The following is a 22,384-nucleotide window of genomic DNA, read 5'->3' on the forward strand; positions in this document are numbered from 1 at the left end:
CGACGGCTCAGTGCCGCGAGCGGCGCAGCTCACCCGGCGTGGCGCCCAGATGCCTGCGGCACTGGCGAACGAAGTGCGAGGCATCGGTCAGCCCCACGCGGAAGCCGATCTCCGCGATGCCCAGGCGATCGAAGCGTGCATCGGCCAGCATGCGCCGCGCCGCCTGCATGCGAAAGCCCGCCAGCGCGGTGGCGAAGGTGGTACCGCCTTCGCCCAGGCAGCGGTGCAGGCTGCGCTCCGAAATGCCCAGCTCGCGCGCCACGCCCGCGGCCGTGAGGCCCGGCTCTGCATGGCGCTCGCGCGTGGTGTCGAGCACGCGGCGGCGCAGCGCGGCGCGCCCTTCGCTCCCGGACTCTGAAGGGCTGTGCCCCGTGGCCAGTGCCAGCAGGCTACCGAGCTGGTCGCCCAGCAACGCCGCCGGCAGTGGCGGCTTTGCTGCCATCTGCGGTGTCAGCTGTTGCACGAAGCTGCACAGCACGCCGCCCCACCCCGCCTGCCCGTCGATGCGCCGCGCCACCTGGTCGCCCGCGTCGGGAATCCATGCATCGACCCAGGCGGTCGGCAGTTCGAGCGAAATGGTGTCGGCCGATTGCAGCAGGTGAAATTCGTAGCGCCGGCGCGAGTCGACCAGCACCGCATCGCCGGGCAGCAGTCGCGCAGAACGGCCGTCCTGCACGGCCACCCAGGCCGAGTCGGTCTTGCACAGCAGGTAGAAGTAGTTGTTGCGGCTGTGGGCGATGGCGCGGCGCGTGCGGTAGACGTCCTGTGCGCTGCCGCGCACCTGGTTGACGACGATGGGGCCGAGCGGCGCAGATTCGAGCGTGGCGCCGAAGCTGCCGGCCACCGGGCTGGTCACGTCCATCTCCAGGAAGCCCTCGCAGACCGCGCCCACCCAGTAGTCCAGCCGCTGCGCGGGCGGCACGGCGTCGGTGGACCAGCGGTGGATGGTGTCGATGGCTTCGCTCATTGAAATACCTTCGTGCTTCGCACTGCGGTGCGAGCTTGCTTGGGGCGGCCCGGCGCGGCGCTCATGCGCGCCAAACATACCCAAGCCATGCCCGCTTGCCAAGCGGGTATAGACCGTCTCCGACGCCACCCTGCGCCCGGCACCGGCAAAATGACCCGCGAACCAACCCGTGCGCGGGACATTCCGGCGCACGCACATGAAAGAAGGGCAAGACGGGTCATGAGCAGCAACAAGCAAAGCGATTTCGGACTGATCGGCCTGGCCGTGATGGGCCAGAACCTCGTGCTGAATGTGGAAAGCCGCGGCTTCCAGGTCAGCGTGTACAACCGCACCGAGGCCACCACCGAAGCCTTCATCACCGCCAACCCCGGCAAGAAGCTGGTCGGCGCGAAGACGCTGGAAGAGTTCGTGCAGAGCCTGGCCAAGCCTCGCAAGATCCAGATCATGGTCAAGGCCGGCGCGCCGGTCGACCAGGTGATCGAGCAGCTCATTCCGCTGCTGGACAAGGACGACATCGTCATCGACGGCGGCAACAGCCTCTACACCGACACCGAGCGCCGCGACGCGTACCTCTCCAGCAAGGGCCTGCGCTTCATCGGCGCGGGCGTGTCGGGCGGCGAAGAAGGCGCGCGCAAGGGGCCGTCGATCATGCCGGGCGGACCGCTTTCCACCTGGGAGGTGATGAAGCCGATCTTCGAGAGCATCGCGGCAAAGGTGGACGGCGAGCCCTGCGTCATTCACATCGGCCCCGGCGGCGCCGGCCACTACGTGAAGATGGTGCACAACGGCATCGAGTACGGCGACATGCAGCTCATCTGTGAGGCCTACAGCCTGTTCAAGGCGGCCGGCTTCAGCACCGACGAGATGGCTGCCATCTTCAACGAGTGGAACGACGGCGAGCTGCAGAGCTACCTGATCCAGATCACCGCCAAGGCGCTCGAAAAGAAAGATCCGGAGACGGGCAAGCCCATCGTCGACGTGATTCTCGACAAGGCTGGCCAGAAGGGCACGGGCCAGTGGACGCTGATCAACGCGGCCGAGAACGCGGTGGTCATCAGCACCATCAACGCGGCCGTGGAGGCGCGCGTGCTGTCTTCGCAGAAGAAGCAGCGCGTGGCGGCCAGCAAGCTGCTGCAGGGGCCGAAGATCGAGCTGTCGGTCGAGAAGAAAGCGCTGGTGGCCAAGGTGCACGACGCGCTCTATGCGTCGAAGGTCATCAGCTACACGCAAGGCTTCGACCTCATCAAGACCATGGGCGACAAGAAGAACTGGGGCCTCGACCTGGGCCGCATCGCGTCGATCTGGCGCGGCGGCTGCATCATCCGCGCGCGCTTTTTGAACCGCATCACCGACGCCTTCCGCACCGACCCTGCCCTGGGCAACCTGATGCTCGACCCGTTCTTCAAGGACCTGCTGAACCGCACGCAGCAGAACTGGCGCGAAGTGGTGGCGCTGGCGGTGAGCAACGGCATTCCGGTGCCGGCCTTCAGCGCCTCGCTGGCCTACTACGACAGCTACCGCACCGAGCGCCTGCCGGCGAACCTGCTGCAGGCGCAGCGCGATTTCTTCGGCGCCCACACCTACGAGCGCACCGACAAGCCCGAAGGCCAGTTCTTCCACACCGATTGGCCTGAAGTAATCGGCTGATGCCATGCCGGCCCTCGACTACCCCAGCCACCTGGTCGAGGACTGGCAACTGCGCGACGGTACGCCAGTGCGGATCCGCCCGATCCGCGCCGACGATCTGGCGATGCACACGGCCTTCGTGGACGGACTCTCGAAAGAAACGGGCTACCACCGCCTGCTGTCGCCGCGAAAGCCGCAGCCCGACGAGCTGTGGCGCATGACGCACATCGACTACGACCACGAACTCGCGCTCATCGCGACGACCGAGGTCGATGGCGTGGAGCAGCAGATGGGCGTGGTGCGCTACGTGCGCGGCGAAACGCCCGAGACCGCGCACGTCGCCGAATTCGCCGTCGTCATTGCAGATGCCTGGCAGCACCACGGCGTTGCCCACAAGCTCATGCGCAGGCTGATCGACGCGGCCGCGACAGCCGGCGTGAAGCAGCTGGCGGACATCACGCTCTACGACAACATCGGCATGCTGGCGCTGGCGCGCAAGCTGGGCTTCAAGCTGCAGCGCGATCCGGGCAACCCGAACGTCACGCGGCTGCGCCTGGCGCTCGATGCGCCGCCAACGCGCTGAGCCTTACCAGGCCGCATTCATCACGCCCTGCTCAGCCGCTATCCAGTCGCGCACCGGCAACGGCAGTGCATGCGCCGGCGGCACGAGCCCCATGGCCGCATACGACTCCTGGTTCGGCACCAGCCCGCCGCGCCCCACGGCTGCGCCCTTCATGTAGCCGGCCGCGCACACCCTGTCGCCACGCACGAACTCGAAGCGCATGTAGTTCCAGTGCTGGTCGGTGGCGTCGAGCCGAAAGCGCAGCGTGTACACCTGAAAGGGGTTGAGCCCGCGCCGGTAGCTGATGAGCGAGCCGCCGGACATCGGCCTCCAACCCTGGCGCAACATGGCTGTTGCGAAGCCGGTGCGCACGAAGTATTCGACCAGCATCAGGTCGACCACCGTCAGGTAGCGGCCGTTGTTCATGTGGCCGTTGATGTCGAGGTCGTTCGGCAGCACGCGCAGTTGCCGCTCCAGCGTGTCGCCCGGCGCCAGGCGCGGTGCACGCCAGGCGCGCAACAGGGTCATCAGCAAGCGCAGGTAGAGATTCATGGACAGCCTAGAATTGGTTCAATTCAGAACATTCTAGTTCAAGACTGAACCATCTCGATGCCCGCAGCAAAGTCCTCCAAGCCCGGCAAGACCGACAAGGCCCCCTCCTCGCCCCACGGCACGGCCGCATGGCTAGCGGTGGTGCGGGCCTACAACCTCTGCGATGCGGTGATGACGGCACGGCTCGCCGCCATAGGCCTGCGCGTGGGCGAGCACGAGGTGCTGGCCACCATCGCGACCACGCCGGGCATCACGCAGCAGGCGCTGGCCGCGCGCTGCTTCGTGGCGAAGAGCGGCGTCAGCATGCTGCTCACGCAGATGGAGGCCAGGGGCTGGGTGCGGCGCGACAGCGATGGCGCCGACGCGCGCGTGCGGCGCCTCACGCTCACCGACGACGGCATGGCAATGGCGCAGAAGTGCCTGGCGGTTCAGGCGGAGATGGTGACCGCGATGGTCGCGCCGGCCACGCGCGACGAATTGGACGCAGTGGCCGACGTGATGGGCCGCGTGGCCACCACGCTCGAAGGAATGCGCGCCGAACTCAAGGGCTGACCAGCCACGCCTTCACCGCCCCCACCGACTGCGCCAGCGGCGCCGTCGCATCCACCGCGAGCACACCCGCCTCTCCCACAGGCGACTCCAGCGTGGCGAACTGGTTGGCTACCAGGCTGGCGGGAAACATGTGCTCCCCTGCTCCAGCCCGCGCGGCCACGCGGCGCTCGGCCTCGGCCCGCTCGATCGCCATGAACACGAAGCGCAGCCCCGGCGCGGCCGCGCGCAGCTGCTCGCGGTAGATGCGCTTGAGCGCCGAGCAGGTCAGCACAGCGCCCTGCGGCGCATCGGCCAGCGCGCGGCCCAGCGTTGCAAGCCAGCCCGCGCGATCAGCGTCGGTCAGCGCGATGCCGTGGCTCATCTTCTCGACGTTGGCCGGCGGATGGTGGTCGTCGCCTTCTATGAGCGGCAGGTCGAGGGCCGTGGCCAGCGCCGCGCCCAGGCTCGATTTGCCGCATCCCGAAACGCCCATCACTACCAGCCAGACCCTGTCCATATGCACCCTTTTGGTAAAGCGCCACACCCTATTTAACGGAGTCGGCAAACTTAAATCTACTTCCTTATGATGCAAAACCTTTTTCCGTCGGAAGCAGAGAGCCCCCTCCATGGTCCAGCTTGCGTTGCGTCGTCCGTACACCTTCATCGTCATGGCGATGCTGATCGTGCTGGCCACGCCCTTTGTCCTCGCACGCATGGCGACCGACATCTTCCCGGAAATCAACATACCGGTGGTCAGCGTCATCTGGAACTACACCGGCCTGCCGGCGCAGGAAATGGGGCAGCGCATTTCGGGACAGGTGGAGCGCGGGCTGACCACCACGGTGAGCGACATCGAGCACATCGAATCGCAATCGCTGGCGGGCGTGTCGATCATCAAGGTGTTCTTCCAGCCCACGGCCAATATCGAGATGGCCATCTCGCAGGTGGTGGCTTCGATGCAGGCGCAGGTACGGCAGCTGCCGCCGGGCATCACGCCGCCGCTGGTCATCAAGTATTCGGCCTCCAGTGTGCCGGTGATCCAGCTGGCGCTGTCGAGCCCCACCCGCTCTGAAAACTCGCTGTTCGACTCCACCGTCAACCAGCTGCGCCCGCAGCTCATCACGGTGCCGGGCGCGGCCATTCCCTTTCCCTACGGCGGCAAGAACCGGCTGATTTCGGTCGACCTCGACACCCAGGCGATGCAGGCGCGCGGCCTCTCGCCGGCCGACGTGGTGAACGCGGTGAACACGCAGAACCTGATTCTTCCGTCGGGCACGGCCAAGTTCGGCGCCACCGAATACAACGTGAAGATGAACGGCTCGCCCGACGCCATCGCGGGCTTGAACGACCTGCCGATCCGCACGGTGAACGGCGCCACCACCTACCTGCGCGACGTGGCCTACGTGCGCGACGGCTTCTCGCCGCAGACCAACGTGGTGCGCCAGGACGGCGTGCGCGGCGTGCTGCTGTCGGTGCTGAAGAACGGCGGCGCCTCCACGCTGGACATCGTCTCCAACATCCGAGCCATGCTGCCCATCGCCGCGCAGACGATGCCGGAAGACATCAAGATCACGCCGCTGTTCGACCAGTCGGTGTTCGTGAAAGCGGCCGTCAAGGGCGTGGTGTTCGAAGCCATCCTGGCCGCCGCGCTCACCGCCGCGATGGTGCTGCTGTTTCTCGGCAACTGGCGCAGCACGCTGATCATCGGGCTGACGATTCCGCTGTCGATCCTGGCGTCCATCCTGGTGCTGTACTCGCTGGGCGAAACGCTCAACCTCATGACGCTGGGCGGGCTGGCGCTCTCGGTGGGCATCCTGGTCGACCAGGCGATCGTGACCATCGAGAACATCGAGCGGCACCTGCACATGGGCACGCCGCTGAAAGAGGCCATCGAGGTCGGCGCGGGCGAGATCGGCTCGGCCGCCTTCGTCTCCACGCTGTGCATCTGCATCGTGTTCGTGCCGATGTTCTTCCTCTCGGGCGTGGCGCGCTTCCTGTTCGTGCCGCTGGCCGAAGCTGTGGTGTTCGCCATGCTGGCCTCCTACCTGCTTTCGCGCACGCTGGTGCCGACGCTGGTGATGCTGCTGATGGGCGGCTCGCACGGCGGCGGCCATGCACCGGCGGAAGGCGCGAAGCAGAGCGCCCTGCAGCGCCTGTACCGCGCCTTCGACCGCCGCTTCGAACGCGTACGCCGCGCCTACACGCTGGTGCTGTCTGCGGTGCTGTCGAAGCGTGCCGGGTTCATCGGCCTGTTCCTCGGCTTCTGCCTGCTGTCTTGCCTGCTCTACCCTGCGCTGGGGCGCGACTTCTTCCCGACCGTCGATGCCGGCCAGATCCGCCTGCACCTGCGTGCGCCCACCGGCACGCGCATCGAGGAGACCGCTCGCCTCACCGACCAGGTGGAGGCCGCCATTCGCGAGCTGGTGCCGCAGGACCAGCTTGAAACCATCCTCGACAACCTGGGCGTGCCCAACAGCGGCATCAACCTGTCTTACAGCAATGCCGGCACCATCGGCACCTTCGACGGCGAGCTGCTGCTGTCGCTGAAAGAGGGGCACAAGCCGACCGAGCAGTTCGTGTCGCTCCTGCGGGCCGAACTGCCGAAGCGCTTTCCGGGCATCGAATTTTTCTTCCAGCCAGCGGACATCGTCACGCAGATCCTGAACTTCGGCCTGCCCGCGGCCATTGACGTGCAGTTCAGCGGCAACGACATGGCCGGCAACGCCCTGCGCGCGGCCGAACTGACCAAGGCGATCCGCCAGATTCCGGGCGCGGTCGACGCCCACGTGCACCAGCGGCTCGACGGCCCGGCGCTGAGCCTGCAGATGGACCGCACGCGGCTGCAGCAGTACGGGCTGACAGCCTCCAACGTGGGGCAGAACGTGCTCATCGCGCTGTCGGGCAGCTCGCAGACGGCACCGGCCTTCTGGCTGAACCCGGTGAACGGCGTGGTCTACAGCATCGCGGTGCAGACGCCGCAGTACACCGTCGACTCGCTCGACTCGCTGCTGAACATTCCGGTTGGTGCGGGTGCAGGCGCAGCAACGGGGGGAACCGGCGCGCAGCAGCTGCTGGGCAACCTCGTGAGCACGCAGGCCGACCGCCAGCCGGCGGTGATGTCGCGCTACAACATCGCGCCGGTGATCGACGTGTACGTGAGCGTGCAGGGCACCGACCTCGCCAGCGTGGCGTCGAAGGTGCAGAAGCTGGTCGACGAGATGCGGCCCAAACTCTCGCGCGGCAGCCGGGTCGAGATCCGCGGGCAGGTGCAGACCATGCAGTCGTCGTTCATCGGCCTGGGCGTCGGCCTCGCGATGGCGATCGTGCTGGTGTACCTGCTGATCGTGGTCACCTTCCAGTCATGGCTGGACGCGGCCATCATCATCACCGCCCTGCCGGCCGCGCTGGCGGGCATTGCGTGGATGCTGTTCATCACCGGCACCACGCTGAGCGTGCCGGCGCTGACCGGCGCGATCATGACCATGGGCGTGGCCACGGCCAACTCGATTCTTCTGGTGTCGTTCGCGCGCGAGCGGCTGCAGGCGGGCATTCCGCCGCTGTCGGCCGCACTGGAAGCCGGCGCCACCCGTATCCGGCCAGTGCTGATGACGGCGCTGGCAATGATCATCGGCATGATTCCAATGGCGCTGGGCCTGGGCGAAGGCGCAGAGCAGAACGCGCCGCTGGGCCGCGCGGTGATCGGTGGCCTGATCTTTGCCACGGTGTCGACATTGTTTTTCGTACCCGCCGTGTTCGCGGGGGTGCACAGTCGGCTTGCGCACCGCCGGGCGGCACGTGAAGCCTCGCAGCCGCATCAACCGCCAGCGGGCGCAACGCCCCAGGAGAACTGAAACTTTGACCCCCACGCTCATTCGCTTCGTGTATTCGCTGCCCCCCGAGGGGGCCGTAGCTCGCCTTGGGAGCGGCCCGGCGCCGAGCTGGTCATGACGGAGCAACGCCATTCGGCATTGGCCATCCACCCCATCGCCGTTGAAGAGGGCGAGGGTGAACTGCTGCGCCGCCGGCAGATCGTGCGGCGCACGCGCTGGCTGGTGCTGATCGTGCTGGTGCTGCTGGCGCTCGGTGCGGCGCGCACCGTGTTCGTGCGCATCGCCAACGCTCGCGCGCTCGAAGCAGGCACCAGCGAGCGCGCGAAGCAGTACGTGCAGACCGCCCTGCCCCGCGTGCCCACCACCGGCCAGACGCTGGCGCTGCCGGGCACGCTGCAGGGCTTCGTGCAGTCGCCCATTTCGGCGCGCGCCAGCGGCTACCTCAAGCGCTGGACCAAGGACATCGGTAGCCGCGTCGAAAAGGGCGAGCTGCTCGCCGAGATCGAGACGCCCGAAATCGACCAACAGCTCTCACAGGCCGTGGCCGTGCGCGCGCAAGCCGCCTCGGGGCTGGAGCTGGCACGCAGCACCGCCGACCGCTGGGAAGCGCTGCGCAAGAAAGACGTGGTTTCGCAGCAAGACCTGGACGAGCGCCGCAGCGCCGTGTCGCAGGCCACCTCGAACGTGGCGGCGGCCGATGCCAACGTGCAGCGGCTCAAGCAGACCGAAGGCTTCAAGCGCGTGGTGGCGCCGTTCGCGGGCGTGATCACGCGGCGCAACGTCGACGTGGGCGACCTGATCGACGCGGGCGCGGGCGGCGGTGCCGGGCGCGCCCTTTTCCTGCTCGCGCAGACCGACCCGCTGCGCGTGTACATCAACGTTCCGCAGGCCTACGCGCAGCTCGTGAAGGCAGGCCAGCCGGTGGTCGTCACGCAGGCCGAACTGCGCGGCCAGAGCTTCAAGGGCCAGGTGGCGCGCACCGCAGGCTCCATCGACACGACCACGCGGATGATGCAGGTCGAGGTGTCATTGCCCAACAAGGACGGCGCGCTGCTGCCGGGCGCCTACGTGCAGGTGTCGCTGCCGCTGGCCGCGAGCCGCACGCTCACCGTGCCGTCGAACGCGCTGCTGTTCCGCGCCGAGGGCACGCGCATCGCGGTGGTCGATGCGAAGGGCCGCGTGGGCCTGCGCGCCGTGACGCTGGGGCGCAACTACGGCGAAAACGTCGAAGTGATCGATGGACTCGAAGGCACAGACCGCATGGTGTTGAACCCTTCGGACTCGCTGGCCGAAGGCGACATCGTGGCCGTCGCGCCCGAAGCGCCGCCGGCCGCCGCAAAGGCTGCCCCGCCCGTCATGCCAAAGAAGGAACCGGCGTGACATTGCGATCGCCAGCCGTTGCAGTGGCTGCTGCGGTGCTCGCGCTCGTCGCGGGCTGCGCGGTCGGCCCCGACTACAAGACACCCGACACGCCCCTGCCCGTCAGCTGGAAGCTCGAAGAGCCCTGGCGCATGAGCACGCCCAGCGACAGCGCCGACAAGGGCCCTTGGTGGAAGCGCTTCGACGACGCCACGCTCGACACATTGCAGGCGCAGGCCCTGGCCGGCAGCCCGACGCTGGTCATTGCCAACGCGCGGCTGGCGCAGGCGCGCGCCGCACTGGCGTCCAACGCGGCCAGCCAGTACCCGCAGCTGGGCCTCGGCACGCGCGCCTCGCGCCTGAAGATTTCCGCCAACCGGCCGCTGACGAACTACGCGACCGCCAACGCGTCGACGGTGCAGAACGACTTCACGGTTTCGCTGAACGCCAGCTATGAGCTCGACCTCGCAGGCCGCGTACAGCGCACCGTCGAGGGCGCCTCGGCCTCCGCCGAGCAATCGGCCGCCGACCTGGCCAACACGCGGCTGCTGCTGAGCGCCGACGTGGCCAACAACTACTTCAACCTGCGCTCGACCGACATCGAGCTCGACGTGCTCTCGCGCTCCATCGGCCTGCAGCGCCGCGCGCTGGAACTGGTCACGGCGCGGCACGACCTGGGCGCGGTGTCGGGCCTCGACGTGGCGCAGCAGCAGGCGCTGCTCGAAACCACGCTGACGCAAGTCGACGTGCTGAAGAAGCAGCGCTCGCAGTACGAGCACGCGCTGGCCACCCTCACCGGCACGCCCGCGCCGAACTTCGCACTGCCGGTGGACCTGCGCGAGATCAAGCCGCCCGCGGTGCCGCTGGGCGTGCCTTCGGAAATCCTGCAGCGCCGGCCCGACGTGGCCTCGGCCGAGCGCGCGATGGCCGCGGCCAATGCGCAGATCGGCGTGGCCACCGCGGCCTTCTATCCGAGCTTCATCATCTCGCCGACCGTGGGCGTAGACAGCCGCCTGATCGAGTCGCTGTTCAACGGGCCCAGCCTGCTGTGGTCGGTGGGCGTGTCGGCCACGCAGATGCTGTTCGACGGCGGGCGCGTGCGTGCCAACGTCGACTTCGCCAAGGCCGGCTACGACGCCACCGTGGGCAACTACCGCCGCACCGTGCTGACGGCGATGCAGGAAGTGGAAGACGGCATCACCGGCTTGTCGGCACTCGACAGCGCGACCACGCAGGCGCAGTCGGCCGTGACGGCGGCGCGGCGCGTGCTCGACATGGCGACCAGCCGTTATGAAGGCGGCGCCTCGACGTATCTCGACGTAATCACCGCGCAGCAGTCGCTGCTGACGGTCGAGCGCCAGGCCGCGCAATTGCAGGGGCAGCGGCTGCTGACCTCGGTGTTCCTGGTGAAGGCGCTGGGCGGCGACTGGTGTGGTGCCGACTCGACCGGTGCAACGCCCTCGTCCTGCCCCACCACCGTCGCCGATCGTTCCGCCAAGGCGGGTTGAACGCGACGGGCGCAGGCGGCGACGCTAGGCAGCCAGCCTGGCTGCGGGCGCCCAATCCTGCTGGCTGAGCCTCTCCATCGCCATGTCGACGAACGTGGACACCGCCTGCGGAACGTACTGCCGGCTGGCGTAGATGACGCTCAGGCCGCGCCCTGCCCGCATGTACTGCGGCAGCACCGGCACCAGCCGGCCGGCCGCCACGTCGGACGCCGTCAGGATCGACGGCAGCGCGGCGATGCCCAGCCCTGCACACGCAGCCTTCAGCAGCACGCCCTGCACGTTGCTGATGAAGCGCCCCCTCACCCGCACGTCTTCTTCCACACCGTCGGGGCCTTGCAAGCGCCAGGTCGAGAGATTGCCGCTGTCCGGCGGCTGCGTCACGCAGTCGTGTTCGAGCAGCTCCTGCAGGCTGCTGGGCGTGCCCCGCGCCGCCAGGTAGGCGGGACTGGCAAGAAGGCCGCCGTAGCTTGCGAAGATCTTGCGGGCCACGAAGCTCGAGTCCTGCAGGGGCCCGCCGCGAAAGGCGACGTCGATGCGATCGCCGATGAGGTCGGCCACGACATCGTCGAGAACGAAGTCCAGCCGCACCCGTGGATGCGCGGCCAGGAAATCGGCAACCCATTCCATCTCGAAGAAATCGAAAAAACTGGCCGGCGCGGCCACGCGTACGAGGCCGCTCGGTTCCTGGCCGCCCTCGACCTGCAGCCGCCCAGCGCCTATCAACGCTTCGACCGCCGGGCCGCATCGTTCCTGGAAAGATTGGCCGGCGTTGGTCAACGCCAGTTTGCGGGTGGAGCGCTGCAACAGCCGGGTGCCCAGGTGCGCCTCGAGTTGCCGGATGCGCCGGCTCACCGTCGCTGACGGCACGCGCAGCTGCCGCGCGGCTTCCGCGAAGCTGCCGAGACGCGCCACTTGCACAAACATTGCGACTTCGTTCAGGTCGAGCACGGAGATTCTTTCTGCCTTTCCGCTGATCTCAAAAGTCCATCAGCTTGTCCACGTCCTGCGTCTTGCGGCGGGCCAGCGCGAGGTTGGCGCGCTGCTTGTCGAGCACAACGTAGAGAAAGACACCCTCCTTCGATGCCGAGGGGCGGATGATGTGGTACTGCTTGCCCAGGGTGATCAGGATGTCCTCGATCACGTCGCTCAGGCCCAGAGCCTGCATAGTCTTGAGCTTGGCGCGCACGACTTCCGTGTTGCCGGCGGCGGCAATCTCCATGTCCACGCCCGAACCCACGGCGCCGAGGATCATGCCGCTGCCCGAGTCGACAACGGCGGCGCACATGGCGCCGTCGATGGTGAGGATGTCGTCGAGCGTTTGTTTGATGGATGCCAAGTTGTTCTCCTGTCGGATGGTTGAAAAGGTTGTTGTGGAAATCTGCCGTCATGCCTCGGCGAGGGTCTTCGCGAGTTGGGCGGCCTTGTAGGCCACCAGTGCCGGAACCGCGCTGTCGCGGGCGAGCACGCTGATGACGAGTTCGCCGTCGCGCCGGTGCACGCTGTGGAAAACCGCAAAGCCCGAATCCGTCAGGACCATCACGCTCTGGTGGCGGCCGAGGCGTGCCTCTTCGGCGACAACGCCGCTGATCGCCACGATGGAGCTGGCCATGGCAGCCATGCGGGCAGGATCGGCATCGCCGATGGTTGTGGACGCCACGTCGAAACCGTCCACGGTAGCCACCACGGCAGCCGTCACGCCGTTCAGTTCGTCGACCAGTTTCTGCACCTCGCGTTGCGCGTGCGCGGTTGCCGTCCTGGACAAGCCATGTCGAACACTCACTCTGTCTCTCCCTGCATGTCGGCTTCAAGTTGCATCAGCAGCGTGTCGATCAGCAGGATCACGTCGGCCCTGCTTCGCACGTCCACATCGAGAATCGGAAACACCCGGCCCGTGGACTCGAGCCGTTGCGCGTAGTCGTCGAGGGTCGGCACAGAGTGGCGGTGCATCCGTCCCACGCCGATCACGCAAGGCAGGGTCCGCAGGGCTTCGGCGAAGCCTTGCATGTACATGGACAGGTCGCCCAGCGGGTCGGGCCGGGAGTTGTCCATCAGGACGATCACGCCCAGCGCGTTCCTGACGAGGATCTTCCAGAGAAATTCGAAGCGGGCCTGCCCGGGCGTGCCGAACAGGCGAACGCGGTCCCCGTTGTCCAGCGTGAGCTGGCCGAAGTCGAGGCCCACGGTGGTGCGCTCCTTGTCGATGGCCGCATCGGAGTTCGGCACCTCGGTCATGACCGGCGAGGTTTCGCTCACGCATCCGATCGCGGTCGTCTTGCCTGCCCCCACCGTGCCCGTGAGAAGGATCTTGTATTCCTTCATGACGCTCGCAGGCCCAGCCGGCGGCGAATGCCATCGAGGAGACTTCGCGCGAAGTCGCTGCGGATCGGCCTGTCGGATTGCGGTGCGAACGACGGCGGCAGGGCCTGCTCGACATGCAGCTCCAGCACGCCGGCCGTTCGCAGCGCCTGCAGGAACGCGGCGCACTGGGTGAATGGAAGCTGGCTGATCTCGGCCAGCTCACTCGCATTCAGCGCACGCCGCGCCAGCAGGCTCGCCATGCGGATGTTGTCGAGGTCGTTGCGCAACAGCGTGGCCGGTGGCCAGCGACGCAGCATGAAGCGGACCGCATCGGAAACCTCGACCTCCAGGGCGGTCTGCTCGTCCAGCGTCGGCCCCGCGGGTCGCGACTCGCGCAGTGCCTGCTCGGTGCTCTTGAGCCAGCGCTGCAGCTTGTCGGCACGTATCGGCCGCTCCAGCGCGTTGGGCTGTCCACCCGAATTCATGCGCGTGAGCCTGAGCACGGCCGCGGCCATGCCGACCACCGTGGAATATTCGTGCTCCACGGCGGCGGCATCGACAAGCAGTGCGTCGTACGGCGGCGCGTTGACCAGCTGCCACGGAAAGGCAGCGTCGCTCGCATACAGCCGGACGATCGTCTGGATCACCACGACCTCGGCGACTGGCAACTTGTAGACGCCGAGCCTCAGCATGGCCATGTCCTGCCTGCGACGCCCATGTCAGTTCACCGCCGGCACTTCGCGCCAGTTCAGCAGGCGCAGAGAGATGCCGCTGGTCAGGTCTGCGTCGATCTTCTTGGTGTCTCCCTTGGTCGTTCCGGTGACGATCTGGGTGGTGCCGTCCACGCTCACGAATTTCAGATCGGTGATGGCGCTGGAGACGCTCACGTAGCCGGTAGACGACGGCAACAGCACCGACCGGCCGGTTCCGTAGTTGACGGCATAGACCCGACTCTGCCCCGAGGGACTGCAGGCGTCGCCGGTGGTCAGCAGGCTCGAGAAGCCCACGATGCCGTTGAAGGCGGTCGGATTGATCACCATGCGCCAGCCGACGCCGCTGGTGGCGCCCAGGTCGAGGTACCAGCCCTGCGAAGTGTTCGACAGGGTGATGCCCGCGGTCACGTCGCTCACCTGCGTGAGCTGCTTGCGCGTGATGGGCGTGCTCACGGCGTTGAAGGCTCCGGCCGTGCCGTCGAGGATGGCGTAGAACGACTGCGCAGCCGTCGAGTTCACATCGGACGAATCGAGCAGCCTGCCGGTTCCGAGCAGCACGAAGCGCTTGCGCGTGACGGGGTGGACTTCAATCAGCGGTGGCGTGGTGACGGGCTGCGCCGTGCCCGATGCATCGGCGAGCGTGGCCATCAGGGTCGGTGCCGGATAAGAGCTCGTGCTGCCCTTGGCGGCCGTGAGATCGAAGCGCCAGAGCTGTCCGTCGAGGTCTGCCGCGTACACCGCGTCGGTCGTGTTGTCGCCGAAGTCGGCGACATAGGCGGAGGCCTGCGCCAGTCCGTTGGAGGACGTGGGCGTCGCCATCTTCTCGAGCAGCGCGCCGGTCTTCGGATTGACGACGTACAGGTAGCCCTTGCCGTCGCTGTTGCTGTAGCCCGAGGTCAGCAGCACGACCCAGCCGTACTTCTTCGTCTTCACGACCGTGGGGGCGCCGTAGCTGTAGCCCATGGTGGTGTCCGTGAACTCCCACTTCACCTGGCCCGCCACGGCGGCTTCGGTGCTCATGCTGGCGGGATCGGTCACGTCGATGGCGTAGTAGCTCTTTCCGCCCTTGCCAAGGCCGCCGATCAGCAGCGTGTGCCAGTCTGCATTGCTGCCAGTGCTCGTGGTGGTGAATGCTCCGCCCGCATTGTTGAAGTCGATGTCGAAGGCCAGCGGCGTTGCGTCCACGTAGTAGTGATGCGCGTAGCTGGGGTTGCCGATCTGCGCCAGCCCGTCGACCTGCGGCGTGCCGTTCGGCCCCTGGAACAGGGCGCTCGGCACATAGGCGAACTGCTCGGTGCCGGCGGTACTCCCCTTGAGCGCGCCGTTGAACGCATGCAGCATGCCGTCGTTGGCACCGGCATAGACCATGGTGGGGCGGGCGGCCCATTTGGTCTTGAAGGCTGCGTAGCCCGGATTGCTGTTTTCCGAATAGTTCGTGGCGGGCGGCCCGACGGGCGTCAGCTTGGCGTTGACGATGTCGCCGAGCAGGAGGGTGCGGCTGCGCAGGGCCTTGGTGCTGCCTGCAGCGGTCGACGTGGATTCGTTCGTGCGATCGCCGCGCAGGTAGTTGAGGTAGTCGGTGCTGGTATTGCTCTTTGCGTAGGAAGGCGCCAGCGCGGCCAGTTGGGCCGATGTGACGCTGCCGGCGCGGAAGGCCACGCCCTTGCTGCCATTCCATGTGGCAACGCGCCGCGCCGTGTCCCAGCCGCCGCTTGCCAGCTGGGCTTCGAGCGTGGTGCTGGTCGCCCAGGCTGCTGCGGTGGATGGCGTGCCGTCGCTGGCAAAGCTGATCGTGCTGGCCGTCAGCACGCCCGTCCAGCCCTTGGAGTCGTACTGCGATGCGTACGAAGCACTGCCGGTGGAAGAAACCTGCGCGCTCGAGAGCGAGAACGATGTCGTGAACGCCTGGATGGCATTGGCGATGTCGGTGAAGGCCGCCTTCAGGCCGCTCACCATCTGCCCCGCATTGCCCGCCAGAAAGTAGTTGTCGGGTCGCTGGCGGGTACTGCCGTTCATGTTGATGCTGTCGCCCGACGCGTTCCACCAACTCTGCGTCAGCGGCGTCTTGGTGTTGGCGGGGTCGTAGTTGGCGGGCACACTGAAGCCGCCGTACTTGGCGGCCAGGTAGTAGGGGTTCAGGTCTTCGGCCCGTTGGTATTCCATGACATCCATCCAGTACGTGGAGATGTTCTGGGTACCTGTGAGGTCCGGGCGGATGTCGTTGACGTGCACGCCGTAGGCCAGGCCCGCGATGTAGTAGGTCGAGTCGGTGCCGCCGTTCTTCCACCACGGCGTGGTGGTTGTGAAGCCTTCGAGCGTCTGCAGGTTCTTCGTCCAGGTGTCGGCCTGGTTCAGCGTGTCCGACTTGACGGCGGCAGGAATGGCCCGCGCACTCTTGCTGACCGAGCTTCCGCCCACGTTGTAGTCGTAGTGGGTGTGGTCGTCGCCGATGCCCAGGATGAAATTCTTCTGGCACGAATAGGCAATCGGGTCCTTGCCGCTCCAGTCGATCACGGCGGGAAAGCCGTCGAGCTTGGCGTCCCTGCCCGCCGTGCCGGCGGCCACCGAATTGGTCCACTCGGGCACGTTGCCCAGGTTCTCGAAGTACCGTACGGTCGCGTAGTAGAGCTCGCTGACGTTGTCGTACGTCATGTAGGTCTTGGCGGCCTGGCCGAACTTGTTGAGGTAGTTCATCACCCCGCTCTGCAAGACGCCGCTGGCGGTAGCCGAGACCGTATCGGGGTTGCTGGTCATGATGCCGGTCGTGGCGTCCCACTCGCCGCGGGTGTTGGTGACCACCGCGGTCGAGAGCGGCTGCGGGTACGTCGGCCCGATGAAGCCCATCGGAGCGCGCATCACGCCGCCCTGCTGTGTGTCGCCCCCGGCGTTGAGATAGGAGAAGGCGCCGTAGCGGATCTTGTTGGCGTACTGCTGCAGCAGCCCTTCGGGCTTGTAGTTGCTGCCGTACTTGACGCAGTTGGCTTCGAGCCCGCCGGCGGTCGTGCTTGTGTCGCAGACCTTGACGCGAACATAGACCTGGTAGACAGACTTCGCGCTCTTGTTGGCGGCGTCGAGGTCGCTCAGGTCGGCGCCTGTCTTGGTGGAATCACCCGAGCCGGTGAACACCATGGTGTTGCCGCGCGACCAGATGCTCGAGTTGAACTTGCTCCAGTTGCTGAAAGGCGTGACGGAGGAGACGAGGGCCTTGGGCAGTTTGTGCCCCGTGCCCTGGTCGGTTCCTCGCAGGGGGAAATTGCTCAGCCCCCCCTGGGTGGAGCCCCATGCCTTTTCGAGGATGGTCTGGCTCGTGGTGTCGACACTGCGATAACCACCGGACAGCGCCCATCGGAACGGGTCGATGGTCTGCATCGTGGCCCAGTTCATGAAGTTGCCGCTCCACTGGCCCGAGCAGGTGTGCTTGCTGGTGCCGGTCGATGCGCCCGCTGGCTGAAAGTAGCTGTCGGAGGCTGCGTTGCCGTCGACAGCCGGCTTGACGTACTGGTACGTGTAGCACTTCTGCGGATCGAAGTAGCCGAGGTACTCGGTGGCATCGGCATAGTCGCCGAGATTGGCCACGCTGATTGCCGTGGGGTATTCGACCGACAGCGCCAGAGCCAGGTTGCCCGGCACGTCGGAAGTGGCGAACACCGGCTGATCGGAGAGCTTGAGCGCCGCCATTGCAGTCATGCATGGCAAGGCCAGCAGCAATGCGAAGGCGGCCGCAACGATGCCGGAGCCCGCGGGTGGCGAGCGACGAAAAACACGTGTCATGGTGATGCGGTGCTTTCTCAATCTGGCTTGGTGAACGTCGACTGCACGAACACCTGCGTGTCGCGTGGCCCGCTGATGCGCATGCTCAGGCGGTAGACGGTGGCCGTCGGTGGGGGCGGCGGCGGCACAGGTCCGGCCGTACCGCCGCTCGGCGCCGCGGAAGACTGCACGCAGCCGGTGCTGGTGGCGGTGCCGCTGCTGGTGCAGAGGCGATCGATCACATAGCGGATGCTCACCTGTGCGGCGGCGTCGGTGATGTCGTTGGAAGCCTTGCCGACGGCGCCAAAGGCCGTGTCGTCGAGCAGCGCCTTCGGCACCCCTTGCGCGTTGGTGTCGAGCTTGGTCGCCTTGAAGTTCTCGGCGGGCACATCGGTCGTCGCGGTGGCCAGCGTTCCGCTGGTGGCGAACTTGGCCAGCACCGCCGACACCGCCCGCTCCCCCTGATTCACGAGGTCGCGCCTGAAGGCCAGGTTGCCGGCCGTGGACAGCGACGTGTGCATGGAGCGCACCACCGCGACACCGCCAGCCAGCAGGATCACGAGGATGACAAGACAGAACAGCAGGACGACGCCATGCTGGCGCTTCGCCGCGCGGGGCATGGGAATCTTCATGGCAGCAGCAGCATGTTGCGCAGCGGGATGGTGAATTCGACGACCCGGTAGCGGTAGTACTGGTCTTCCGTGGCGCTCAGCGTCACGGTCTGCGCGAGCGAGTTCTTCGATGCATCCAGCACGCCGTCGAACAGGGTTAGCGTTCCGGGCGAAACGACATCCTTTTCCTTGCTCGCGCTGCGCATGAGCAGCGCGACGCGAACGGCCACGATCTGCCGCATGGTGGCGGTCGTCGTCATGACGGTGGCGATGTCGTAGCCCTTCGCGCCCGGGTCCGCCCAGGCGTCGAGGATGCCGTCGCCGTTGGTGTCCAGGCCGTAGAGGGCATGCATCTCGGCCACGCCGTCCGCGAGCGCCTGCGACGTGGTTGTTCCCCCGACCTGCAGCAGGTCGTAGCCGTAGAGCGTGCGGTTGTCGCCCACGCCGAAGAGCTGGAACTGGACGTTGCCGTTCGCGGGGTTGCCCAGCGGCGTGACGTAGGTCGACGTGCTCGCGGCCAACGTCTCCAGCGACGTGGTCTTGCCGGCCGTGTAGTAGGTGCCGCCCAGTGTCAGCACCTTGGCCGTGGTGCCGGACACCTGCTCGAGCAGGCAGTCCGCCGTGCCGTTCTGGCTCACCAGGACGACGTCGCCAGTGGAAATGCCGACCGTGTTGTCCATCGAGAGCGTCGTGGCGCTGCCGGGGTCCGTGAGGCCGCGCGGCACGCCGCCTGCCACGGCATCGCCGCCCATGACCACCAGCACGTCGGAGCCGGCGTCGGACTGGCTTTTGCCGATGAGCACGGGCGCAACGCGCAGGTTGGCCGTGGCGCTAGGCAGGAAGCTTTTCTTGAAGGGCGCCGGAAATGCAGCAGTGGCCGGCAGCAGCGCGGCCGCGTTGAGCTTGCAGCCGAACACGCCACGGTCGGTCGGCTGGATCGACTGGGTCAGGCCCGAACCGGCGCTGCGCAGCGCACGGTCGAGCACGTAGGCGGCATAGGCGCCTGCCTGGTCCATGTCGTTGGTGGAAGTGGTGCTGCGCTTTTGCGCCTCTCCGACCGTGACGATGCTGGTAACGGCCAGCGTCAGCACCAGCCCGATGACCATCGCCACGAGCAATTCGATCAGCGAGAGGCCGCGCTGCCGCGGCAGCGCCGATGAGAAAGCGCGCCTCATGGCAGCGTCACCCGCGTGGTGAACGTGCTGCTCTGCTCGGTGCTTGCGCTTGCGCGGGAAGGCGCCTTCCAGGTGATCAGGATGTCGGCGCTATTGGTGGTGCCGCTCACCGCGGTGACCGTCACGGCGCCATTCGGAAGCCCGCCTTTCGTGGCGTCGCTGGCACGGGTCTGCCAGACCGAGCCCTTGCCTGTGTCCACGGAGACCGACTTGCCGAGCCACATCGCGCTGGCGATGTCGTTGGCGAGCAAGGCGGCCCGGTTGCGGTCTTCCGCATCCGTCGACAGGCTGATGGCGCGCGCCTGCAGGCCGATGAGGCCGAGCACGCCGAATGAAAACAGCAGGAGGGAGACCAGCACTTCGAGCAGGGCGAAGCCCGACTGCGGGGCGCGGGAAGCGGGGGGAAGACTTTTCTTCATGGGCAACCGTCGGGGGAATCGCTCAGCTTGCGTGCCGGGTCGCACATGCGGATCTGCCCACCCAGGGCGACCAGCACGCGCAGCGGCCGGTCGGCGCCGGGAGTCAGGGTGACGTCGTAGGTCTGCAACACCGAAGCTGTGTCGCAGCTGGCGCCATTCACGTCGGTGTCGGTATTCGCGACCACCCGCCCCATGGCGTTGAAGCAGATGGCTGCAGGCCCCGTGATCTGAACGCCGGATGCGACATCCGTGAGCACGCCGGCCTGCACGAACACGTTGTTCGCATCCAGGCTCGACTTGGAGACATTGATCGACCAGTTGCTGCCGTTGGCAACGGCCGTCAGGCTGGTTTGCGGAGCCGAACTGTTGGTCAGCGAGAACACCATGGGCCGGCTGCGGCGCAACGCTTCGCTCTGCGCGAACCGCAGTCCGTTTTGCAGCGAATCGCTCACGGTGCGAACCTTGTTGTTGTTGATCCACGTCATGAACGAAGGCATGGCCAGCATCGTCAGGATGGCCAGCAGCACGATCGTCACCATCAGCTCGATGAGGGTGAAGCCCGACGTACGGCGCAGATGACCCTTCATGCCGGGCACGCCTGGCCGCGCTTGGTCACCCAGGCCTTGTTGCAGCCCGTCCATCCCGACACTTTGCTGTCGATGGTGGTGGACTGCACCCCGAGCTGGTCCACAAAAAACGTGAACCCGGTGGTCGGGCCACTGCCTACGGCCTGCAGCGTGTAGGTCGTCGAAGTCGCCGCGGGGTCAGTGGTGCAGGACAGCGTGAAATTGCCGACGACATTGGTCCTGGTCGAGGTCGCTGTGCAGGGAGGAACGAAGCTTCCCGTCTTGAGATAGCTCCGGTTGTCCTGGTAGAAGCGCTCCATGTCGGCGCGCATGGCCGACAAGCCATTGGTGCCGTCGACGAGCTGGCCCCGCAGCACGTAGTCGCGATAGCTGGGCAAGGCGAGTGACGCCAGGATGGCCACGATGGCCACCGTGACCATGACTTCGATCAAAGTGAAGCCCGCTGCGCTCAAAGACCGTGTCTGCATCCGCTGTCCACCCTTGCAACAAAGAAAGCCGTTTGCCTCCAGATTGGAGAAACGATGAAAACGAATGAATTGGACTGGCGCTGAAAGACTGGTCCAATTCGAGCAATCCGCAAATTGGCTCCAGATGGAACGAAAATCGGATCGCTAATGCGCATCTCTATTGAGAGATCGCATGTGACAATTGTTTACGATCTTTGTAGTTTCCTACTAGCGCTCGAAATGAAATTCAGCCGCTCAAGTTTCGAGGTAATCGCGACATCGCATCGCGTGAGATGCACCAAAATCAGGCGCATTGCTCCGATATGGGTCGCGCGGGCGCGGGAATTGAGTCGATAGCAGAAATGCAATGCGTCGCCGAATTGCGGCATGCCAATTGGCGCGCCGCGCCCGGTGCTCAGGCCGTCTCTGTCTCCGCGCTGGACAGAGGTGTCCACTCCTGCAGGCTGAGCTTTTCCACGGCCATGTCGACGAACGCCGAGACTGCCAGCGGCCGCTGCTGGCGGCTGGGATAGACGACGCTCAGGCCGCGGCCCGCCCGCATGTATTGCGGCAACACCGGCACCAGCCGGCCGGCGGCCACCTCCGCCGCCGTGAGGATCGACGGCAACGCGACGATGCCGAGTCCGGCGCACGCGGCCTCGCGCAGCGCCACTTGCATGTTGCTGGTGAAGGCCCCTCTCACCCGCACCTCTTCTTCCACGTCGTCAGGCCCCTGCAGGCGCCAGGTGGTGAAATTTCCGGTGTCCGGCGGCTGTGTCACGCACGCGTGCCTGCTCAGCTCCTCCAGATTGGTGGGCGCACCATGCGCCGCCAGATAGGCGGGGCTGGCAAGAAGGCCCCCGTAGCTCGCGAAGATCCTGCGAGCCACGTAGCTCGAGTCCGGCAGGGGCCCGATGCGAAACGCCACGTCGATGCGGTCGGTGATGAGGTCGGCCGGGACGTCGCTGAGAACGAAATCGAGCTGTACCAGCGGGTGCGCGGCGATAAAAGCCGACACCCATTCCATCTCGAAGTATTCGAAGAAGCTGGCCGAGGCCGCCACCCGGATCGGGCCGCTCGGCGCCTGGCTGCCCGCGACGTGCGATTGCCCTGCTTCGATCAGTTTCTCGACCGCCGGGCCGCATCGCTCATGAAAGGTCTGGCCCGCACTCGTCAGCGTCAGCTTGCGGGTCGAGCGCTGCATCAGCCGGGTGCCCAGGCGCGCCTCGAGTTGCTGGATGCGCCGGCTCACCGTTGCCGATGGCATACGCAGCTGCCGCGCCGCCTCGGCAAAGCTGCCAAGGCGCGCAACTTGCACGAACATTGCGACTTCGTTCAGGTCGAGCACGGAGATTCTTTCCTTGAATGCTGAATGCAATACGCTTGCGGCGTGGAAGGTCTTAATTACGTATTTGCTATCAATCGATCACCGATTTGCAATCATTCAAAT

General features: G+C 66.4%; 21 protein-coding genes. 6 read left to right on the top strand and 15 right to left on the bottom strand.

Translation table 11 applies throughout. From position 1 onward, the window contains the following. Positions 1–7 precede the first annotated feature (7 nt). Entirely contained in the window at positions 8–967 is a 960-nt protein-coding gene (locus ACTG4X_RS23660) for a helix-turn-helix domain-containing protein (protein WP_440532029.1), read from the bottom strand. A gap of 219 nt (positions 968–1,186) precedes the next feature. On the opposite strand from ACTG4X_RS23660, the gene gnd reads away from it, so the two are divergent. Together gnd and ACTG4X_RS23670 are read left to right on the top strand one after the other, a co-directional pair. Then, a complete protein-coding gene (gene gnd / locus ACTG4X_RS23665) occupies positions 1,187–2,614 on the top strand; it encodes a decarboxylating NADP(+)-dependent phosphogluconate dehydrogenase (RefSeq protein WP_440532030.1) in 1,428 nt (475 codons plus the stop codon). A 4-nt stretch (positions 2,615–2,618) separates the two neighbouring features. After that, on the top strand, positions 2,619–3,176 hold the full coding sequence (locus tag ACTG4X_RS23670) for an N-acetyltransferase family protein (RefSeq protein WP_440532031.1): 558 nt from the start codon (positions 2,619–2,621) through the stop codon (positions 3,174–3,176). A gap of 3 nt (positions 3,177–3,179) precedes the next feature. Here ACTG4X_RS23670 and ACTG4X_RS23675 read toward each other — a convergent pair whose 3' ends face one another. Further along, positions 3,180–3,707: a thioesterase family protein gene (locus tag ACTG4X_RS23675; protein WP_093077792.1), complete on the bottom strand. Its 528-nt coding sequence runs from the start codon at positions 3,705–3,707 to the stop codon at positions 3,180–3,182. Positions 3,708–3,764: 57 nt separating this feature from the next. On the opposite strand from ACTG4X_RS23675, the gene ACTG4X_RS23680 reads away from it, so the two are divergent. Next, positions 3,765–4,259 (top strand): MarR family winged helix-turn-helix transcriptional regulator, encoded by a 495-nt coding sequence (locus tag ACTG4X_RS23680; protein ID WP_093051472.1) that lies wholly within the window; start codon positions 3,765–3,767, stop codon positions 4,257–4,259. Here ACTG4X_RS23680 and ACTG4X_RS23685 read toward each other — a convergent pair. After that, positions 4,249–4,755: a gluconokinase gene (locus ACTG4X_RS23685; RefSeq protein WP_256216817.1), complete on the bottom strand. Its 507-nt coding sequence runs from the start codon at positions 4,753–4,755 to the stop codon at positions 4,249–4,251. The two genes, ACTG4X_RS23680 and ACTG4X_RS23685, sit on opposite strands and share 11 nt — an antisense overlap. A gap of 109 nt (positions 4,756–4,864) precedes the next feature. Between ACTG4X_RS23685 and ACTG4X_RS23690 the strand changes: the two genes are divergently transcribed. The 3 genes from ACTG4X_RS23690 to ACTG4X_RS23700 all read left to right on the top strand — a co-directional run bounded on the left by ACTG4X_RS23690 (position 4,865) and on the right by ACTG4X_RS23700 (position 10,935). Next, positions 4,865–8,089, top strand: a complete 3,225-nt coding sequence (locus ACTG4X_RS23690; RefSeq protein WP_093077795.1) for an efflux RND transporter permease subunit — start codon at positions 4,865–4,867, stop codon at positions 8,087–8,089. Between the two features lie 93 nt (positions 8,090–8,182). Continuing rightward, positions 8,183–9,448 (top strand): efflux RND transporter periplasmic adaptor subunit, encoded by a 1,266-nt coding sequence (locus ACTG4X_RS23695; protein ID WP_440532032.1) that lies wholly within the window; start codon positions 8,183–8,185, stop codon positions 9,446–9,448. Then, positions 9,445–10,935 (top strand): efflux transporter outer membrane subunit, encoded by a 1,491-nt coding sequence (locus tag ACTG4X_RS23700; protein ID WP_440532033.1) that lies wholly within the window; start codon positions 9,445–9,447, stop codon positions 10,933–10,935. Before ACTG4X_RS23695 ends, ACTG4X_RS23700 begins: the two co-directional genes overlap by 4 nt. A gap of 24 nt (positions 10,936–10,959) precedes the next feature. On the opposite strand, the gene ACTG4X_RS23705 is transcribed toward ACTG4X_RS23700, so the two are convergent. The 12 genes from ACTG4X_RS23705 to ACTG4X_RS23760 all read right to left on the bottom strand — a co-directional run bounded on the left by ACTG4X_RS23705 (position 10,960) and on the right by ACTG4X_RS23760 (position 22,282). Beyond that, the gene (locus tag ACTG4X_RS23705) at positions 10,960–11,883 is read right to left on the bottom strand and encodes a LysR family transcriptional regulator (protein ID WP_440532034.1); all 924 of its coding nucleotides are present in this window, start codon (positions 11,881–11,883) and stop codon (positions 10,960–10,962) included. Positions 11,884–11,911: 28 nt separating this feature from the next. Further along, complete coding sequence (locus ACTG4X_RS23710; protein ID WP_093051487.1) at positions 11,912–12,271, bottom strand: hypothetical protein; 360 nt, start codon at positions 12,269–12,271, stop codon at positions 11,912–11,914. A gap of 48 nt (positions 12,272–12,319) precedes the next feature. Next, positions 12,320–12,715, bottom strand: a complete 396-nt coding sequence (locus ACTG4X_RS23715; RefSeq protein ID WP_093051489.1) for a roadblock/LC7 domain-containing protein — start codon at positions 12,713–12,715, stop codon at positions 12,320–12,322. Further along, positions 12,712–13,254, bottom strand: a complete 543-nt coding sequence (locus ACTG4X_RS23720; protein ID WP_440532035.1) for a GTP-binding protein — start codon at positions 13,252–13,254, stop codon at positions 12,712–12,714. The genes ACTG4X_RS23715 and ACTG4X_RS23720 overlap by 4 nt, the downstream gene beginning before the upstream one ends. Continuing rightward, complete coding sequence (locus tag ACTG4X_RS23725) at positions 13,251–13,925, bottom strand: hypothetical protein (RefSeq protein WP_440532036.1); 675 nt, start codon at positions 13,923–13,925, stop codon at positions 13,251–13,253. The genes ACTG4X_RS23720 and ACTG4X_RS23725 overlap by 4 nt, the downstream gene beginning before the upstream one ends. Positions 13,926–13,952: 27 nt before the next feature. Beyond that, a complete protein-coding gene (locus tag ACTG4X_RS23730; protein WP_440532037.1) occupies positions 13,953–17,717 on the bottom strand; it encodes a pilus assembly protein in 3,765 nt (1,254 codons plus the stop codon). A gap of 17 nt (positions 17,718–17,734) precedes the next feature. Beyond that, positions 17,735–18,328: a pilus assembly PilX family protein gene (locus ACTG4X_RS23735; protein WP_440532038.1), complete on the bottom strand. Its 594-nt coding sequence runs from the start codon at positions 18,326–18,328 to the stop codon at positions 17,735–17,737. Further along, positions 18,325–19,482 (bottom strand): PilW family protein, encoded by a 1,158-nt coding sequence (locus ACTG4X_RS23740; RefSeq protein ID WP_097200749.1) that lies wholly within the window; start codon positions 19,480–19,482, stop codon positions 18,325–18,327. Before ACTG4X_RS23740 ends, ACTG4X_RS23735 begins: the two co-directional genes overlap by 4 nt. Continuing rightward, positions 19,479–19,901 carry a type IV pilus modification protein PilV gene (gene pilV, locus ACTG4X_RS23745; RefSeq protein ID WP_440532039.1) on the bottom strand — a complete coding sequence of 141 codons (423 nt, stop codon included), beginning with the start codon at positions 19,899–19,901 and terminating at the stop codon, positions 19,479–19,481. Before pilV ends, ACTG4X_RS23740 begins: the two co-directional genes overlap by 4 nt. Further along, the gene (locus ACTG4X_RS23750; protein WP_093051874.1) at positions 19,898–20,488 is read right to left on the bottom strand and encodes a GspH/FimT family pseudopilin; all 591 of its coding nucleotides are present in this window, start codon (positions 20,486–20,488) and stop codon (positions 19,898–19,900) included. Before ACTG4X_RS23750 ends, pilV begins: the two co-directional genes overlap by 4 nt. Further along, on the bottom strand, positions 20,485–20,955 hold the full coding sequence (locus ACTG4X_RS23755; RefSeq protein WP_093051507.1) for a type IV pilin protein: 471 nt from the start codon (positions 20,953–20,955) through the stop codon (positions 20,485–20,487). Before ACTG4X_RS23755 ends, ACTG4X_RS23750 begins: the two co-directional genes overlap by 4 nt. Before the next feature lie 394 nt (positions 20,956–21,349). Further along, the gene (locus ACTG4X_RS23760; protein ID WP_440532040.1) at positions 21,350–22,282 is read right to left on the bottom strand and encodes a LysR family transcriptional regulator; all 933 of its coding nucleotides are present in this window, start codon (positions 22,280–22,282) and stop codon (positions 21,350–21,352) included. Positions 22,283–22,384 lie beyond the last annotated feature (102 nt).

Source organism: Variovorax sp. YR566 (genome assembly GCF_051992195.1).
Lineage (GTDB): Bacteria > Pseudomonadota > Gammaproteobacteria > Burkholderiales > Burkholderiaceae_C > Variovorax.